General features: G+C 61.2%; 12 protein-coding genes. 3 read left to right on the forward strand and 9 right to left on the reverse strand.

The window, feature by feature from the left end; translation table 11 throughout:
* Positions 1-182: 182 nt before the first annotated feature.
* The 5 genes from ACGHIZ_RS08330 to ACGHIZ_RS08350 all read right to left on the reverse strand — a co-directional run bounded on the left by ACGHIZ_RS08330 (position 183) and on the right by ACGHIZ_RS08350 (position 9,124).
* Complete coding sequence (locus tag ACGHIZ_RS08330; RefSeq protein ID WP_195645168.1) at positions 183-1,382, reverse strand: MFS transporter; 1,200 nt, start codon at positions 1,380-1,382, stop codon at positions 183-185.
* The gene (locus ACGHIZ_RS08335; RefSeq protein WP_117634870.1) at positions 1,379-1,630 is read right to left on the reverse strand and encodes a DUF3284 domain-containing protein; all 252 of its coding nucleotides are present in this window, start codon (positions 1,628-1,630) and stop codon (positions 1,379-1,381) included. The genes ACGHIZ_RS08330 and ACGHIZ_RS08335 overlap by 4 nt, the downstream gene beginning before the upstream one ends.
* Positions 1,631-1,823: 193 nt before the next feature.
* The gene (locus tag ACGHIZ_RS08340) at positions 1,824-5,447 is read right to left on the reverse strand and encodes a UvrD-helicase domain-containing protein (RefSeq protein ID WP_390447449.1); all 3,624 of its coding nucleotides are present in this window, start codon (positions 5,445-5,447) and stop codon (positions 1,824-1,826) included.
* Between the two features lie 3 nt (positions 5,448-5,450).
* A complete protein-coding gene (locus tag ACGHIZ_RS08345) occupies positions 5,451-8,603 on the reverse strand; it encodes a PD-(D/E)XK nuclease family protein (protein ID WP_390447452.1) in 3,153 nt (1,050 codons plus the stop codon).
* Positions 8,604-8,824: 221 nt separating this feature from the next.
* Positions 8,825-9,124, reverse strand: coding sequence for a YerC/YecD family TrpR-related protein (locus ACGHIZ_RS08350; RefSeq protein ID WP_022094855.1), 300 nt, complete (start codon positions 9,122-9,124; stop codon positions 8,825-8,827).
* A 323-nt stretch (positions 9,125-9,447) separates the two neighbouring features.
* Here ACGHIZ_RS08350 and ACGHIZ_RS08355 point away from each other — a divergent pair, with 323 nt between their 5' ends.
* A complete protein-coding gene (locus tag ACGHIZ_RS08355) occupies positions 9,448-9,813 on the forward strand; it encodes a phage holin family protein (protein ID WP_055250947.1) in 366 nt (121 codons plus the stop codon).
* A 140-nt stretch (positions 9,814-9,953) separates the two neighbouring features.
* Here the strand turns inward: ACGHIZ_RS08355 and ACGHIZ_RS08360 are convergent, their stop codons facing one another.
* Positions 9,954-10,382 carry an Rrf2 family transcriptional regulator gene (locus ACGHIZ_RS08360; protein ID WP_117564502.1) on the reverse strand — a complete coding sequence of 143 codons (429 nt, stop codon included), beginning with the start codon at positions 10,380-10,382 and terminating at the stop codon, positions 9,954-9,956.
* A gap of 253 nt (positions 10,383-10,635) precedes the next feature.
* Here ACGHIZ_RS08360 and cysK point away from each other — a divergent pair, with 253 nt between their 5' ends.
* Positions 10,636-11,574 carry a cysteine synthase A gene (cysK, locus tag ACGHIZ_RS08365; RefSeq protein ID WP_195404130.1) on the forward strand — a complete coding sequence of 313 codons (939 nt, stop codon included), beginning with the start codon at positions 10,636-10,638 and terminating at the stop codon, positions 11,572-11,574.
* Positions 11,575-11,754: 180 nt separating this feature from the next.
* A complete protein-coding gene (gene mnmA / locus ACGHIZ_RS08370) occupies positions 11,755-12,855 on the forward strand; it encodes a tRNA 2-thiouridine(34) synthase MnmA (protein WP_390447456.1) in 1,101 nt (366 codons plus the stop codon).
* A gap of 8 nt (positions 12,856-12,863) precedes the next feature.
* Here the strand turns inward: mnmA and ACGHIZ_RS08375 are convergent, their stop codons facing one another.
* The 3 genes from ACGHIZ_RS08375 to fucO all read right to left on the reverse strand — a co-directional run bounded on the left by ACGHIZ_RS08375 (position 12,864) and on the right by fucO (position 16,826).
* Positions 12,864-14,237, reverse strand: a complete 1,374-nt coding sequence (locus ACGHIZ_RS08375) for a hypothetical protein (protein ID WP_390447459.1) — start codon at positions 14,235-14,237, stop codon at positions 12,864-12,866.
* 138 nt (positions 14,238-14,375) lie between these two features.
* Positions 14,376-15,395 carry a M42 family metallopeptidase gene (locus ACGHIZ_RS08380; RefSeq protein ID WP_390449913.1) on the reverse strand — a complete coding sequence of 340 codons (1,020 nt, stop codon included), beginning with the start codon at positions 15,393-15,395 and terminating at the stop codon, positions 14,376-14,378.
* Between the two features lie 264 nt (positions 15,396-15,659).
* Positions 15,660-16,826: a lactaldehyde reductase gene (gene fucO / locus ACGHIZ_RS08385; protein ID WP_390447462.1), complete on the reverse strand. Its 1,167-nt coding sequence runs from the start codon at positions 16,824-16,826 to the stop codon at positions 15,660-15,662.
* Between the last annotated feature and the right edge of the window lie 115 nt (positions 16,827-16,941).

Here is a 16,941-nt window from a genome sequence, read left to right on the forward strand (position 1 = left end):
ATAGCACCCGAACCTAGCCAAACCAACACGGGTAGTCAATTTGGGACCTTCAAAAAGGGGAATGAGGGCATCCAGATATATCGAGTATTACTGGAACCCCGGCGATGCGCGGAATGATTTGTGACGAATAGTCATGTCCATCAAGAAGGCTCGACGCTTCGGATAGCTCGTCAATCGATATATCAATTCTTGGAGACCTGTATTCCAACCATTTTTAATGAAACAACGGCGGTAATTGCTATCGCGATTGCACCAATAATACCGAGCGCTATCTGAATGGGATATAACCCCAACACATGTCCAAATATGGAGAAAAACACTGCAGAAAAGAGAGCCCTTACCAGAGACGCGACGGAAAGGATCGTCGCGCGGAGATCGTCCGCTATCGCGTCTTGGATTAAGTTTTCCGAAGTGATGTACACCACTTCTGGGAGAAAACAAAGCACCATGCTAAGGCCAAACAAACACAGCGGATTTGAAGCGAACCACGGAAGAATCATGAAAAGGCCAGCCTCGATTAGCATCGAGCCGAGCATGGTATTTCTTTTCCCGAAACGCAATGAGAAGAAATCTGCTGCAATGTAGGCCGTCGCATTTACTGCATAGGATGCACCGAAAAAGATTCCTATTATGGAGACGGGAGCATCAAATGCGTCGAATACCAACTGATTCAAGTTGTAATAACTCCCATAGAATCCATCGAGCATGCTTGTGCCGATTAGAAGAAGCAATACCGCAAAAGCGGATTCTCCAACACGCCAGGTTTCGCGTCTGAACATCTTGGCCGCGTCAAACCTTCCCTTTTCAGAGCTTTCAGAACGGGTCGCTTCCGTCCTCTCAATGGGATACAGAAGGAAAAGCTGCAGGAGATAGAAAACGGAGACACATACGTAGAGGGCGCTCCAAGATACTTGGGCAATGAAAGATCCGAGCACAATCGCCATTCCCGTAGCGATTGATTGCGCGGCAAGCAGCCGAGCGTTGATGGTGAGGAAACGCTCTCCTTGACCGGCATTCCGGGCAATTTCATATAAAAGAGCTTGTTCGGATCCCGATTGAAGGGAGTAGGCGAGTGCCTCAACAAGGGAAAGCACGACAAGAAAGGGACCTGAGAGCAACAGCATGCCAGCCGTATGGAAGAAAAGCAGCAGCACGCCCACTTGAATCGAAAACTTCTTTCCAAAGAAATCGCCTATCAGCCCTGTTGGCAGCTCGAGGACGACCGTTGTAATGTTAAACAGGGCTTGATAAAGCGCGATTTCCGTGACAGACATTCCTTTCTCCGCAAGGAAAAGTAGAAACACTCCCCGATTTAAAACAAATCCCGCGAGAACGAAAAAGGCGGAATAGATGTGCAGTTGCGTAGCGGCATTCTTATTCATTTGGCACTTCCATCAACTACTTTTGTCGGGCCGCTCGCTACTGACTCGAAGCCTGAAGTGTTCACAGTTTCCGATGAAGAGCTACCTTGCCTTTTTGCGGCCTGGGCACGCTTCTCGTACTTATTGCCGTTGAGCCTGTTGCGGCTGGAGCGCTTGCCCGTGGCGTTTTCGATATCCTGCATGATGGACCCCGCTAGGGCGTCAAAAAGCTCCTCCGGCGTCACCCCAAGCGTTTTGGTGAGCTGCATATGGCTCCTTATTCGTTTGAACCGTTCGAGCTATTGTACCGTCCCAGGCTCTCCCATGCGTTGCGGTGCTATTTGGACGATTGAGGGCTTTATCCGGGGCGGCCGCGTGGGTTTGCCCAAAGTAGCTAAAAAAGCCCCGTCCCAAAAAGACTGCGGTGGAATCGATAGGGATTCCACCGCAGGTTGTTGAGGGCTAAAGGTTGTAGGTGACCACTTGGGGCTCGCAGGGGTTGGCGGGGTCGACCTGCTCCGCGCGGACGAACTTGACGGTCACGGCCTCAAAGCCCGCCTTGTGCAGAACATCGGCGTAGACGCGCGCCTGCAGGGCGTGCTTCTCCCGCAGCTGTTCCGGCGTCTCGTCCGGTGTGCCGCCCGTCTTGTAGTCGATGACCAGCGCGCGTGACGAATCCGCCGGGTTCGTCGCCAAGGCGTCGATGGCGCCCTCGGCATATGCACCGTAGCGGGCGATGTCCTCGTCCTCGCAGCCCAGCGAGAAGAACGGCACCTCGGCACGGATGCACGGCCAGGCAAGCAGCTCGGCACGGACCGCCGACTTGAGCCAGCGGTCCAGGGCAACGTCGAAGCGTTCGCGCTGCTCCGGCGTCAGGCACCACAGGCGCGCCAGCGCATCGGCACGCTCAGCGGGCAGCGCATCGGCACCCATCTCGATCAGCCACTGGCAGGCGGCATGGAACGCCGAGCCCAGCGCCATGGGGTTGCCGGCGGGCTCAACGGCGGCCACGCCTGCATCCGTCATCTCGGAACCATCCGACTCCGCATCATCGCCGGCCTCGTCCATGGGCGTGTGTGCCTCGGCGGCACGGTCCTCGGACTCGGCATGCAGCGCCGCGGCAATTGACGAGTAGCTGTACGAATCGCGCGCCGGATACGGGCAGGCGCCCATGCGCACGCCCACCGTCTGGGGATACACGAGCTCAAACGCATCGGGCTCGGGGTCGGCAGGGCCGGGAACGGCGGCGCGGGCATCCGCACCGGCGCCCTCCGGCTCCGCATCGCCGCGGACAAGCCTGCCCTCGGCATCCAGCGAAGCGTTGGCCTCAAACGCCTGCTCGCCAAAGGTAAAGTCCGAAAGCGAAATGAGCTCGTAGTCGCCCGGCTTGGAGTTGTCGAACACCAGGCGGTCGGCATCGAGCTGCGGCATGTCCAGAGCGTCGGTAGGCAGAATACGACGCAGCACGTCATAGGTCAGATCGGTCTCGACGTCGAAGGTCGGCGCCGTCACCTTGCCGCGGCTCACGCCGGCATCCATCGCCAGAATGACCAGCTCTCGCGCACGCGTCATGGCGACATAGAGCAAGCGAGCCCGCTCCTCGAGCGAAAGCTGCAGGTCGTCGTTACGCAGGCGGGCAAATGCCTCGGCGGGAGAGCCCGTCGCACAGACGTCCTCCATGAGCTCTGGCGGCAGCCACAGCGACATGCCCTTGCCCTTAAACGCGTGCTCAAACTGCTTTTTGACGTCATCGCCCTTCACGAACGTGCCGTCCGCGAGTTTAACGCCGTCGAAGCGTGCCGGCAGCGCCACGACCTGCGCTCCGCCCTCGACACGCCCCATCTGAGCCGCACCGGACGATTTGCGCACGCCAAAACACTCGGCAACCGCTACGACCGGATACTCCAGACCCTTGGACGCATGCACCGTCATGATGCGCACCGCGCCGTCGCCCTCCTCGTTGAGCGCGCCCGGGGCCTCCTTGCCCGCCAAGAAGCGGTCGAAGGCGAGCGCGATGGAGCGCGGAGAATTGCCGAGCTCGGCCTCTGCCTCGGCCACGGCGTCGAGCGCCTTGAGCACGTTGGCGGCGATGGCCTTGCCCTCGGGACCACGCTGCGCCAGACGCACAAACCAGCCGGAGGCGTTGACAGTATCGCGCGCGATGGCGGCGAACGAATCGCGCCCCACGCGACGAAGCGCATAGCGCAGCACCTCGCGGGCGCGCGTCAGCAGCGGCAGATCCCGCAGCCCCGGCACATCGCAATCGCTCATGATGCCCACGTCGATGTTGCGGCGCGAGGTCTCCCCCGTCTGGTCGTCCAGCTTGGTCGCCAGCGCCAGGAACTCCTGACCGCCGAGCGCAAACATCGGCGAGGCCAGCAGCGGCATAAGACCCTGCGCCGTATCGGCCGGGTTAGCAAGCGCGCACACCAGAGCACGCACCGTTTGGACCTCGGCAGCCTGGGCAAAGACCGAGCCGCCCGCGATGACGCAGTCGAGCCCCTGGTCGCGGAAGGCCTGCGCATAGACATCGGCGTTGGTCATGCGGCCCAGCAGCAGGACCATGCTGCCCTGGGGCTGGCCCGCTTTAACGAGTGCTTGGAATCGCTCCGCAATCGCACGAGCTTTCGCCTGCGTTCGCTCCTGCGTACTGTCACCGGCAACGAAGATCGCCTGGCGGCGCGATGCCTTCGCCTTGAGCTTGTCCTCGCGTTCGTCGCTCGGTTCAAGATCCAAGAACCCCTGCATCAAACCACCGGTGTCGCCGTCAAAGACGCGCGCCACATAGCGCAGCACCTCGTCGTGGCTGCGGAAGTTGCGTACAAGCTTGACGAGCTCGCCGGCGGGGGCATCGGACGTGGCGACCGTCTCGGACGCCGTCGTCGAACCCACCTTGCGCTCCTGGCGACGGAACACCTCGACCTCGGCACCACGGAAGCGGTAGATCGACTGCTGCGCATCGCCTACGGTGCACAGTGCGCGCTCCCCCGCGCCCGTCAGGTAACGGATCAAATCGACCTGCATCTGGTCGGTATCCTGGAACTCGTCGATCATGACCATCTTAAAGCGGCCCTCATAGGCCGCTCGAATAGCCGGATAGTCGCGCAGCGCCTCGTACGCCATACGCAGTAGGTCGTTGTTATCGAGCGCGGACTGGCCGGCCTTCAGCGCGCGATACTCAGCCTCCACAGCACGAGCAAGCCCCACCAGCGCATCGAGCGCCGGACCGCCGCAGGCAAGCACGATATTGATAAATGCATCGGCGGCCTCGGCCTTGAGCAGCTCCACCTGCTCCTTAGGAAACGCCTTGCTCGCCCGAGGCATGCTGCACGACATCATGAGTCGCGCCGCATCCTCCATGGTTTTGCCGCTCGCCTCAAACGCGTCGATGGCATCGAGTGCCACCTGCGCTTTCTCGGTCGCGGCCTTGCTTGCGCCCAGCGCCGCACGATAGGCATCGGCGAGTGCCGAGGTATCGGCCTGGCCGCGCGCCACGCACACGTCGTCCATACCGCCCGGCAGCTGGCTCGAGAGCTCCAGCAGCTCACGCACCAGGCCCTTGATGGTGGTGCCGGCGCCAAAGAGGCCACCCTCGCCTGCCATGGGATACCAGGCGTAGAGGCTTTTAAGCGAAGCGGCGAGCTCGGGGGCGGCATCGGGCGCCGTCGCTCGGGCCAGCACATGCTCAACAGCCTGATCCATAAGCTCATCGGTATCGGTAAGCACCGTGAACTCGGGATCGATGCCCAGCTCCAACGCATGCGCGCGCAGGATGCGCGAACACATGCCGTGAATGGTCGAGATCCACGCATCGTCGACGGTCAGGGCCTCCTCGTCCATACCCTCTTCGATAAGCGCGCGACGCACGCGGTCGCGAATCTCGGCCGCGGCATCTTTGGTAAAGGTAATGGCGAGCACCTGATCCAGATGCTCGACAAACGGACCGGATTCGGGCGAGAGCGCATAGACGATGCGGCGCGTGAGGGTAAAGGTCTTGCCCGAGCCGGCACCTGCCGAGACAAACAGCGGGCGGTCGAGCGTTTTGACGACTTGCAGTTGTTGCGGCATCAAAGTCGAAAGATCCATGGTCTACACGTCCCTCCTTACAAACGTTCCTTCGTGGTTATACGAGCAGCGCGCATGCGCGGCCTGCGTCGACGCCGGGTCGACGGCGGCAACGTTGCCTGCCTCGAGCTCGCGCAGGCGCTCGGCGATGCCGTCCTCCACGCGATCGAGCAGGGCGTCGAAGTCCATGCTGCCGCCCTCGCCGGGAAAGCCCTTCTTAAGCCCCGGGATGCGGCCGTCACCACGCTCCTCCTCGAGCAGCTCGGCACTCGCGGCGCCTCGCAGCGCCGGTTTGCCGCCCTTGGTCGAAAAATAGAGCGCCGCGCGGGTGTCCAGATCCAGCGCCCGGCGCATAGCCTGCGCATAGATAAGCGTCTGGGTATGGGGCGGCAGCCACCGCGGATCGTCGATGGGCGCCGTGCCTGATTCCTCGTCGCGCACCGTAGGGTCGGCGAGCTTAAACTCCTCAACGCCCGTGCGATGCTTGTAGTCGATTACCACGGCGCGATTCTCGGCGTCCACGTCCACGCGGTCGATGCGCCCGCCAAGCGGCCAGCCGGCATACTCGACCTGGAGCTCGTTGAACGCAAACTCCAGGTAGCGCGGCGCGAAGGGCGCGAGCGCCTCGGCTTCATAGGCAAGCACGCCCTCCAGCTGCGGCAAAATCTCGGCCACTTGGCGCTCCTCCACTGGAGAGAGCGGCACCAGCGGGCCCTCGGTACCGCGCTTGCCGGCGTGCTCGGCCAGGGTCTCGGCAAAGACCTCGTGCAGCAGCTCCTGAGCACGTGGCAGGTTCTCGGGCGTCACGCGCTCCATGCCCTCCTGGGGCAGACGGGCATGCAAGTGCTCCAGCACGTCATGGACAAAGTTGCCCTTCTCCATGTTGCCAAAGCCGGCGTCGATCGACTGGGGTTTGACGCGATACGAGACGAACCAGCACAGCGGGCAGGTCGAATAGGCCTCGATCTGCGAGGCAGACGTCAGGCGCGGCACCAGCGGCGCATCCTCGCCCTCGCCATCGCGACGGCGCAGGACCAGATACGGAATGGCTTCATCGCTCAGATGCTGAGGAGCTTCGCAGGTCACGCGCTCGCGCCTAAGACCTTCGCCTGCCGCGGGATCGAAGTCCCTTACGATATCGCCCTCACCCACGCACTTCGCCTTGTCGGCGCCAACGGCCTTAGCGTCGTCAGCGGCCTTGTCGGCGTCAGCGGCCTTAGCATCGTTAGCGGCCTCGGCATGCGCCCGCAACTCGGTCCACACGGCAGCCGGGTAGCACTCGCGCGCCTGGCGATCGTGCGTCACGCGGGCAAGCGCAACCGGACCGCGCGACGCTTGTATCGCGCGGCCAAAGCGTGCGCGCAGCAAGGCCGCAGGCTCAAGCGTCACGCCCTCGCGACCGAGGCTCGCCGTCAGCGTGGTCAGCGGCCCCTCTTCGTGTGAGAGCGGATAGCTGTCCAGATCGACATCGGCAAACAGCCCGGCATCGTAGCTGCCGGGGCGCAGAGCCGCCGCATCGGCAAGCGAAGCAAAGCGAACCTGGGCGCGTGGCGCACGGTCAACCTCGTAGGTCTCGTAATCGTAGGCGGCGCTACGCTTGTCCACCTTGGTTCGAATGTCATCGAGCACGGGCACGGTCGCGGCCTGCGACACGTCGAGCGCACGGGCGCCATTCATAAGGATGTCGATGACGTGGCGCAGCAGGGCCACCTCCGCCTGGCGACGGGCCTGACCGTCGAGACCGCCAAGTGCGCGATCGGGCAGTGCCTCGGCAACGGCAAGCATGGCCTTGAGCGCCGTCACGGGTTTGTCGCGCCACAGCGCCTGGAACACGTCCGAGATCACGCACGGCACGTTCTTAAACCAGTTCTCGTCGCTCGCCGCTTTACGCGCGCCCCTCACCTGGCCCTGCACGCTCTGCAGCAGGCTCTTGACGCCCGCAGTGGTCTTGCTGCGCGACAGTCGCATATTCTTGTCGAACGTGCGCGCGCTGGCGGCGTCGGCACCCGAAAGCGGGCTGTAAATCCAGTCGGTAAGCTCCGGAGCGGGCCACCACTCAGTCTTAGAAGCTGCCCCTTCGTCGGCGGCCTTCATACGCTCGATCAGGTTGGCGAGCGCCGTGAACTGCCTGCCCGCAATGGATTGGGAAAACGCCGTGAACTCGGCCGTCTCGGCAGCAACGTGGCGCGCCGCCAAACGAGCGGCAAGCTCGCCGAACAGCTGGGGTGCCCGGGCAGAAACAACGAGCACGCGTACGGGGTCGGCGGGTGTTGCAGCAGCTTTATCGTCCTTGGACTCCTTGTGCGCTTTCACCAACTTATCGATGACGTCCGCATAAGCATGGGCACGGGCATGGGGGCCGGCGACCTCAATAAAGGCAGGCTGAGCAGCGGACTTGGAGGCAGTCTGGGGCGCGGCGGCGCCCTCCCCCAGCGGCGCGATCTCAAACAGCACACCGCGGACATCAAATGCCGCGGCAAGCTCCTCGCGCATCGCCGCTTGCTCGCGGGCAAGCAGCACGACAACCTCTCCCCCGTTGTTTGCCACGGCGGACAGCAGCTCGAGCAGGCTATACGTAAATGACGTGACGCCGCACACGCAAACGGCGCGGGCGCACCCCGGCAGGTTGTCGGCCAAAGCGCCGGCCATAATGTCAGCCGCCTCGCAGGGCTCGACCATATCTCGACGGTCCAAACCGCGCGCATAGGCGCACAAAAGTTCAAACACGCGAGCCTCGGCGTCGCTTTTGGGCTTGGGCTTGCAAACGTTGTCGCAGCAACGCTCGGCGCCTGTCCCTGCCACACCCGGCAGCACATCGCGAGCCATACGCGCGAGCATACGCACCGTGCCCTGGCTGCGCGAAAGCGGCTGCAGGTCGGCGTCGTCGAGGCGCGCTACCATGTCCGAAAACAGCATCTGGCGCTGCAGGTTGTCGACGAAACCGCGCCCGTCGCCCAAAAGCTCCCAAAGCGAGCGAAGCCACGATGTAGGCGTCTTGTAGTCAATACCCAGCGAAACGCCGGCTTCCGCCGCATCATGACGGCACAGGTCGAGCTCGGCAAACGTTGGCGCCAGCAGCACGGCACGCCCGTGGCGGGCAATAAGGTCGGCAAGCAGCGCCGCCTCGGCATCGCTCAAATCCGCGCCGGCGTTGGTGGTATAGATTCGAACAGGCATGGTCCTCCACTCAAACCGTTCGCAATATTCAATGTTTCCATCCTACCCGCCCGCGCGGACAGATTTGCCCCACGCCAACAGATTTGACCCCTTGGAGACGGAGGAAAATGGATCACCGAGGAGGTCAGTCTAACCCAGTGATCCGTTTTCCTCCGTCCCCAAAGGATCAAAAAACCGCCCCCGAAGGGACGGTTCTGCGCAATTCGTTTGTTGCCGCTGGCCTACTCGCCATCCTCCAGCTTGATGAGGATCTTGCGATAGCCACCGTACTCGCCGTTGAGTGCCTTTGAAACGCGGCTCACCGTAGTGGACGAAGCGCCGGTGCGGGCCTGAACCTCAACATAAGGCTCGCCCTCATCCAGATAACGCGCAACCTGCAGACGTTGCGAAAGATCGCAGATCTCGCGCGGCGTGCAGATATCGGTCAAAAAAGCCTGGATATCCTTCTCGTCATCCAAAAGACTAAATGCGTGGACCAGCTGCTTGACATCAGGCTTGTCAAACATGTTCTCGATATTCATCGATCACCGCCAAACCCGCCATAAGGCATCGAAGTTGATACTGACATCGGGCATCGTTCGCCCGTTCTATGCAATAGGGCAACGCCTGTGGCTTTTGCCCGTAGCAGTGTAGCACACCACCAAACTAAAGCGACAAGACTCTCTGCCAGCGGCGCGTTTTCAGGACGAACGCCGTTTTGAAACCGAATGCGCACGTAAGCTCCACGAATATCTGAGACAATGGGCGGCCGAACAAGGCGGCACACCCGAGCGGCCGTCCAAGCTGCCGCAGCAAACCGCTTCACGCGACGCCGACGCACCCTGCGCAAGAAAGGATTCACACCATGCGCTTTATGCTTAACTGGCTCTTTACCTCGATCGCCATCGCGATTGCCACGTTCCTCGTCCCCGGCATCCAGCCCTTCGGTTTTGCCGAGGCCTGGGTCTGTTTCGCCTTCGTGGGACTGTTCCTGAACATCGTCGATTCGCTCGTCAAGCCGTTCCTGACGGTTATCTCGCTGCCGCTCACGATCATTACGCTGGGTATTTTTCAGCTCGTAGTCAACAGCTTTATGCTCGAGCTGGCCAGCTATCTGTCGGTCAATCTGCTGGGCGCGGGTATCTCCATCGCCAGCTTTGGATCGGCCTTCATGGGCAGCATCCTGGTGTCCATCATGCGCAGCATCCTCGACAGCATCGCCGAGGGCTAAAACGGCCATTCCGGCCGCGCCCGTCTCAACAGCCCAAAACGAAGGCCGCCCATCACAAAAATGGGCGGCCTTCTTATTTGCCAAGTCTCAAAGGGCGAGAGAATCTGCCATTTCCACCCCGTCCCCAAATGGCAGGTGGGCTAGATCACGTAGTCGTAGCCTTCGTTGGGAGCGACAAGTTGATCGAGCGTCACACCGTCGAGGTAGTCGTTGATAAGCTTGTCCAGGTTCTTCCACACGTCGAGCGTGGGGCACTCGTCAGAGCGCGAGCAACCCTTGCAGTCGCCATCCAGGCAGGCGACCGGCGCCAGACTGCCCTCGGTCAGGCGCAAGATCTCGCCCACCGTGTACTGCTCGGGCGGGCGCGTGAGCACATAGCCGCCGCCCTTGCCGCGCATGCCCGAGAGCATGTTGGCGCGCACGAGCGTAGCCAGAATATTCTCGAGGTACTTCTCCGAAATACCCTGACGCGCCGCAATCTCTTTAAGCGGGATACGGCCTGTCGCCTGGTGCTCGGCCAGGTCGACCATAACGCGCAGGGCATATCTGCCCTTTGTGGAAACCAACATATATATAGCTGCCTTTCGGTCTTTTAATTCGTAGAAATTCTAGCCGAAAAATTGGTTTTAAAAATACCTATTCCCGTCAAGATGGTTAATCGACTCGTAATAATCTTCTATTTCCTATTGCGTTACTAGGCTTTACTGTCTACTATGCTTGCCAACAGCAAAACGAACAACCTATAGGGTTTGTGGGTTTCGCTGCCACACACACCGTAAAACCACACGGTATCCAGTCATTTGAACACTTTGGAGGTTCACCATGAGCAATGTTTACACGTCCATCGATCAGCTTATCGGCCACACCCCGCTTCTGGAGCTCACCCACTTCGAGGCCGACGAGGACCTCAAGGCCCGTGTGCTCGTCAAACTGGAATACTTCAACCCCGCCGGGTCCGTCAAAGACCGCGTCGCCAAGAACATGATTGACGAGGCCGAGAAGGCCGGCAAGCTCGTGCGCGGTGGCGACTACACCATCATCGAGCCCACGAGCGGCAACACCGGCGTCGGCATCGCTTCGGTGGCGGCGGCCCGCGGCTACAAGGTGATCATCACCATGCCCGAGACCATGTCCGTCGAGCGCCGCAAGCTGATGCAGGCATACGGTGCGCAGCTCGTGCTCACCGACGGCTCCAAAGGCATGAAGGGCGCTATCGCCAAGGCCGAAGAGTTGCAGAAGGAGACCCCCAACAGCATCATCGCCGGCCAGTTTGTGAACCCCGCGAACCCGGCCATTCACAAGGCCACGACCGGCCCCGAGATCTGGGACGACACCGACGGCAAGGTCGGCATCTTCGTCGCCGGCGTCGGCACCGGCGGCACCGTGACCGGCGTGGGCGAGTTCCTCAAGGAGCAAAACCCCGAGATTCAGGTCGTCGCCGTCGAGCCCGCCACCTCCCCGGTGCTCTCCAAGGGCCAGGCCGGCCCGCATAAGATCCAGGGTATCGGTGCCGGCTTTGTGCCCGACGTCCTCGACACCCAGGTCTACGACGAGATCATCCCCGTCGAGAACGACGACGCCTTTGCCACCGGCCGCGCCGTGGGCCACAAGGAGGGCGTGCTCGTGGGCATTTCGTCCGGCGCCGCCGTGTGGGCCGCACTGCAGCTGGCCAAGCGCCCCGAGAACGAGGGCAAGACCATCGTGGCGCTGCTCGCCGACACCGGCGAGCGCTACCTGTCCACGGCACTCTTCCAGGACTAGAGCTCTCGTTCTTAGAACGAGTCCAAGGCACGCCGGTCTCCCCTCTCTTCTGGCAGCCTGAGCTCATCCCAACAGGGTGTCCCACAGGACGCCCGAACTTGCTACAATGCCTGCGGCGCGGAACCAGCCTCCCGCGCCGCTTTTCTTTTTTGGCCACATGCCACCAAGGAGAACCTCCCCATGCACAACAAGCGCGTGCTCGTCGCCATGAGCGGCGGCGTCGATTCCAGCGTGACCGCGTATCTGCTCAAAAGTCAGGGTTACGAATGTGTCGGTGCCACCATGCGCCTCACCTGCCCCGCGCCCGATCCCGCCACGGGCATGAGTAAGGTCGACCACGACATCGCCGATGCAAAGGCCGTCGCCGAGCGCCTGGGGATACCCCATCACGTGCTCGACTTGCAGCAAACCTTCGACCGCAACGTTGTCGAGCGTTTTATGAACGCCTACCAGGAGGGGCTGACGCCCAATCCGTGTATCATCTGCAACCGCCATATTAAGTTTGGCGCGCTGCTCGATGCAGCGCTGGACATGGGCTGCGACTACATCGCCACGGGCCATTACGCCAAAACAAGCCAGGCGGCAGACGGCACCTGGCAGCTGCATCGCGGCGAGGACCCCAAAAAGGACCAGAGTTACTTTTTGTATTCGCTTACGCAGGAGCGTCTGGCGCGCACGATTTTTCCGCTGGCGGGTCTGGACAAGGAGCGCAACGTGCGCCGGATTGCCGCCGAGCAGGGCTTCATCAACGCCAAGAAGGCCGAAAGCGAGGATATCTGCTTTATTCCAGACGGTGACTACGCGGGCTATATCGAGCGCCGTTGCGGACATCCCGCTGCACCGGGCGACATTATGTGGCGCGACGGCAGCGTGGTCGGGCGCCACAACGGCGCGCTGCGCTACACCATCGGCCAGCGCAAGGGCCTGGGCGTCGCGATGGCGCATCCCGTGTACGTAACGGGTGTCGACGCCGTCAACAACACCGTGCATCTGGGCGAGGCAGAGGACCTGACGGCCACGGCGCTCACGGCCAACGACTGGATCTGGAGCGCCCCTGCCGACCGCATGGAGGCCGAGCTGGATGCCGGCGGCATCCGCGTGGGCGCCAAGTACCGCTACCGACAGAAAGACCAGGCAGCGATCCTTACGTGCGGCGAAGACGGGCAAATGTTGCTGACCTTTGACGAGCCGCAGCGCGCCATCGCCCCCGGCCAAGCCGTTGTAGTCTATCGCGGCGACATCGTCCTGGGCGGCGGCACCGTGACCGGCGCACTTAAGTAGCCGCGGGTTTATCGCTGCACGTGTCGAAGTACCTCAACAGCGGCACCAACCTCGATTACGCGACGCTCGAGGCCGCGGCGGATGGCCTCGAGTCGACCCTCCGCCGTGGCCCATTTGCTCTGCGAAAGAATCTCGATCGCCTCATCAACAAATCCGTTGAGCCGCGATGAATCGAACCAATCGAGCAAATCCGCAAGCGCCAGCTGGACGGAAGGGTCGGGCCCAAACGGCTTAGCGGAAAACCCAAACTCCCCAGCTGCGAGCACGGCAGTTGGTACGTTGTACCACAGGCAGTTGCCGCTATCGAACAGCGGAGCAGGTTTTATCTCCAGGGTGTCGACATTGCGGATGATGCCGAAGTTTCGCCAATGGCGATCGCTGTTGGCCAAAAGGGCATCGCAAACGATCATCTGCGACATAGACCTTCTCACGGCAGCCTCGTCTGCTCCATGCTTACCAAGAAAGCGGCAGTACCGGTCGTACGTCGAACTTCCTCGCTGGCCACCAAGGGCGTTCTTAACGTAAACAGCCGGAACATATTCCTCGCGGCCGTCAAGAAAGTCGTCGCACAGACACACAGGGCCATCGAACATGCGCTCAACCGTGTAAGGAACAAACTCCCCCTTGGAAAGCAAGCGACGATGCAGAGCCGTTGCAACCGCCTCGTTAAAGGGCCGTTGGTCGTCCATGCCGCACCCCTTGACCAGAACGCGAACACCGTTGCGAATCATCCACGATTTAGGAAGCTCGCCCTCGGATGTGTTGTCGGGATTTTTAAGACCGATGCCCTCCAGCCAACCCGAACGCCCCTCGGGCGCCGATCGCTCAAAATCATTCTCGAAGTAATTGAGGTTTCGCCATTCGAGCCCGTCGCATTCTGCCGGCCGCAGCCAATAGCAATCCGAAAGCGAGAGGCCCAGGCACTGAACCGGTGCCTCAACGCCGTTGACAATTCCCAGCTCGCGGTAGCGCGAGATAAGCCCGGGGCGAACATCGGGCACCGACCGATGGCTCCACCACACGTTGAGCTCCCGTTTATTCACCGTAGGAGAAGAACTCGAGCACGTGCCAAACGGCATCCTCTGCGCATCGAGCACCTCGGCGATTTCGAAGGGAAACTCACGTGTCGGATCAAATGAGACATGCGCGACCTCATGGTCGGCCGACATCAGCGTAAACTTGCGCCCCACATCGGCCGCAGGACGGCGTCCACGTTTGCGGACCTTTTGATAAGCGAGCGCAGAATCATACTCAACCATCTTCCGTCCGCCCACAATATCGCACGCGAGCGTTCCCGATGCGGCAAGTTGCGATATGCGGGCTTTCGTAACGCCCAACAGGCGGGCGGCATCACCCATAGATAAGTACTCAGATGTATTCATATGCCGCATCACCTCGTTAAGTAATTTACGCGTTTAGTTAACATATTACATACATCATAATACTAAACGACCTAAGGCGAAAAAAGGCCCGAGAAATCGGGCCTTAGCGATTGGTCAGCCGAGTCGCAAACTACTTCCCTAGCGCTGGACGTAGGCGCGGACGAGCTCGTAGGTGTTGCGCACACCGTCGATGTGGCTGCGCTCGTAGTTGTGGCTCGCGTACACGCCGGGGCCGATCAGGCCATGGCGAATGTCGTAGCCGGCCGAGAGCGTGGCCTCGACGTCGGAGCCGTAGTGCGGATACACGTCGATGGCGTAATCGAGCTCCAGCTCGCGCGCGATGTTGGACAGCGTGGTTACCAGGTCGTAGTTGTACGGACCGCCCGAATCCTTGGCGCAAATCGACACCATGCGCTCGGTGCAGCCCAGGTCGTCGCCCACGCAGCCCATGTCAACGCTGATCATCTCGCGCGTGTCGGCCGGCACGAAGGCACCGCCGTGGCCGACCTCTTCGTACACGGTAAAGAGCAGCGATACCTTGCGCGAAAGGGTCACCTCGCCGTCGGCAACGGCGCGAGCCAAACCCAGCAGAATCGACGCCGACAGCTTGTCATCCAGGAAGCGACTCTTGATGTAGCCGCTCTCCGTCACCGTGGTACGCGGATCCATAGCGATGATATCGCCCGTCTGAATACCCAGCTCGAGCACATCGTCCTTGCTATCGACGTTCTCGTCGAGCAAGATCTCCATGTTCTTCTCGATGGTCTTGACCGGCTCATCGGCCACATGCGCCGAAGGCTCGGTGTTGAGAACCACACCCGTGTAGACATTGCCATCGCGCGTGTAAACGGTGCAGTTCTCGCCATCGGCCGTAGACCACTGATGCCCGCCGAGCGTCGTGGGACGCAAGCGACCATTGTCCTTGATGGAGCGCACCATGGCGCCCAGGGTATCGACATGGCTCGCCAATACGAGCGGCTCGCCCTCGCCGCCAAGCTCAACCAACACGTTGCCCTTATTGGAACGCTCGGGCCCAAACCCCATCTCGCGCAACGTTTCCATTAGATAATCAGTCGCCGCACGGGTATAGCCCGTAGGTGAAGCAATAGAAGTCAGCGCCTTCAACTGGTCAGTAATATAGGAGAGCGTAGAATCCATCTTGGACACCAAAGTCACCCTTTCATATCGAATTAAACCCACAGCAACAATACCACCACGCACAATTATTTACCTAGCGAGACAACCCATCGAGCTTCCCAGAGCAGCGCCCGCCACGATAACGAGCCGGCGGGCCCCTGCCCGTTAGCCCCAGAATCTTTCCGCAGGACAGAAGGAGGCCCCGCCGCACGTAGTGCGCAGCGGGGCCTCCGACATGTCCGAGGACGATTCTGGGGCTAACGGGCAGGGGCCCGCCGAACCATGTTAGGCAGCCGGGCAGATCTTCTTGAAGAGCTCGATGACGTCGTCGAGCGTCGCCTCGCGCTGGTTGCCCGGGAAGCAGGCGTCGGCCATGGCGTCCTTGGCCAGGACCTCGATCTCGTCGGCCTTCATGGCCTCGCAGACGTGCGGGATGTTCACGTCGGCAGAGAGCTGCTTAACGGCGGCGATGGCGGCGTCGGCGGCCTCGTCGGTGCTCATGCCCGTGGTGTCAACGCCCATGGCGACGGCGACCTTGGCCAGGCGCTCGGCGCAAACCGGCTTGTTGAACTCCATGGCGATCGGCAGCAGCATGGCGCAAGCGACGCCGTGCGGAGTGTCGTAGTGAGCGGACAGGGTGTGAGCCATGGCGTGGTCGATGCCCAGGCCAACGTTGGAGAAGCCCATGCCGGCGACATACTGACCAAGAGCCATGCCCTCGCGGCCGGAGCCGGGCTGGCCGGACTTGGCCTCGGCAACGGAGTCGCGCAGGTTCTCGCTGATCAGCTTAATAGCCTCAAAGTGGAACATGTCGGAGAGCTCCCAAGCGCCCTTGGTGGTGTAGCCCTCGATGGCGTGGGTCAGAGCGTCCATGCCAGTGGAAGCGGTCAGGCCGGCGGGCATGGAAGCCATCATGTCGGGGTCGACGACGGCGACCTCAGGGGCGTCGTTGGTGTCGACGCACACGAACTTGCGGACCTTCTCGGGGTCGGTGATGACGTAGTTGATGGTTACCTCGGCAGCGGTACCGGCGGTCGTCGGCACGGCGATGGTGAACACAGCGTGGTTCTTAGTCGGAGCAACGCCCTCGAGGCTGCGGACATCGGCGAACTCGGGGTTGTTGATGATGATGCCGATAGCCTTGGCGGTGTCCATGGAGGAGCCACCACCGATGGTCACGATAGCGTCAGCCTCGGCGGCCTTAAAGGCCTCGACGCCGTCCTTGACGTTCTGGATGGTGGGGTTGGGCTTAATCTCGGAGTAGAGGCTCCAAGCGATGCCGGCGGCGTCGAGCTCGTCGGTCACCTTAGCGGTAACGCCAAACTTGACCAGATCGGGGTCGGAGCAGACGAAGATCTTCTTGTAGCCACGACGCTGGAGCTCGCCGGGGATCTCCTTGATGGCGCCGGAACCATGATAAGAGATGGTATTGAGAACGAAACGATTAGCCATTGATAGCCTCCCATCGTGTGCGGGGCATCCATTACGCCCCGCGCTATAAGTCCCATCCTAACGCTTTTGAAACAAAAAACGCGCGAGAACGTCAAAGTTGTTAAAGCGTTTCAAC

It is taken from the genome of Collinsella sp. i05-0019-G5 (genome assembly GCF_042851345.1).
Taxonomy (GTDB): Bacteria; Actinomycetota; Coriobacteriia; order Coriobacteriales; family Coriobacteriaceae; genus Collinsella.

What these genes read in the sequence shown, in the direction of transcription:
- mnmA (WP_390447456.1), top strand. Translation starts at nt 11,755, where the DNA reads ATGCACAACAAGCGCGTGCTCGTCGCCATGAGCGGCGGCGTCGATTCC.
- ACGHIZ_RS08380 (WP_390449913.1), bottom strand. Translation starts at nt 15,395, where the DNA reads ATGGATTCTACGCTCTCCTATATTACTGACCAGTTGAAGGCGCTGACT.
- ACGHIZ_RS08350 (WP_022094855.1), bottom strand. Translation starts at nt 9,124, where the DNA reads ATGAATATCGAGAACATGTTTGACAAGCCTGATGTCAAGCAGCTGGTC.
- cysK (WP_195404130.1), top strand. Translation starts at nt 10,636, where the DNA reads ATGAGCAATGTTTACACGTCCATCGATCAGCTTATCGGCCACACCCCG.
- ACGHIZ_RS08345 (WP_390447452.1), bottom strand. Translation starts at nt 8,603, where the DNA reads ATGCCTGTTCGAATCTATACCACCAACGCCGGCGCGGATTTGAGCGAT.
- fucO (WP_390447462.1), bottom strand. Translation starts at nt 16,826, where the DNA reads ATGGCTAATCGTTTCGTTCTCAATACCATCTCTTATCATGGTTCCGGC.
- ACGHIZ_RS08360 (WP_117564502.1), bottom strand. Translation starts at nt 10,382, where the DNA reads ATGTTGGTTTCCACAAAGGGCAGATATGCCCTGCGCGTTATGGTCGAC.
- ACGHIZ_RS08330 (WP_195645168.1), bottom strand. Translation starts at nt 1,382, where the DNA reads ATGAATAAGAATGCCGCTACGCAACTGCACATCTATTCCGCCTTTTTC.
- ACGHIZ_RS08335 (WP_117634870.1), bottom strand. Translation starts at nt 1,630, where the DNA reads ATGCAGCTCACCAAAACGCTTGGGGTGACGCCGGAGGAGCTTTTTGAC.
- ACGHIZ_RS08340 (WP_390447449.1), bottom strand. Translation starts at nt 5,447, where the DNA reads ATGGATCTTTCGACTTTGATGCCGCAACAACTGCAAGTCGTCAAAACG.
- ACGHIZ_RS08355 (WP_055250947.1), top strand. Translation starts at nt 9,448, where the DNA reads ATGCGCTTTATGCTTAACTGGCTCTTTACCTCGATCGCCATCGCGATT.
- ACGHIZ_RS08375 (WP_390447459.1), bottom strand. Translation starts at nt 14,237, where the DNA reads ATGAATACATCTGAGTACTTATCTATGGGTGATGCCGCCCGCCTGTTG.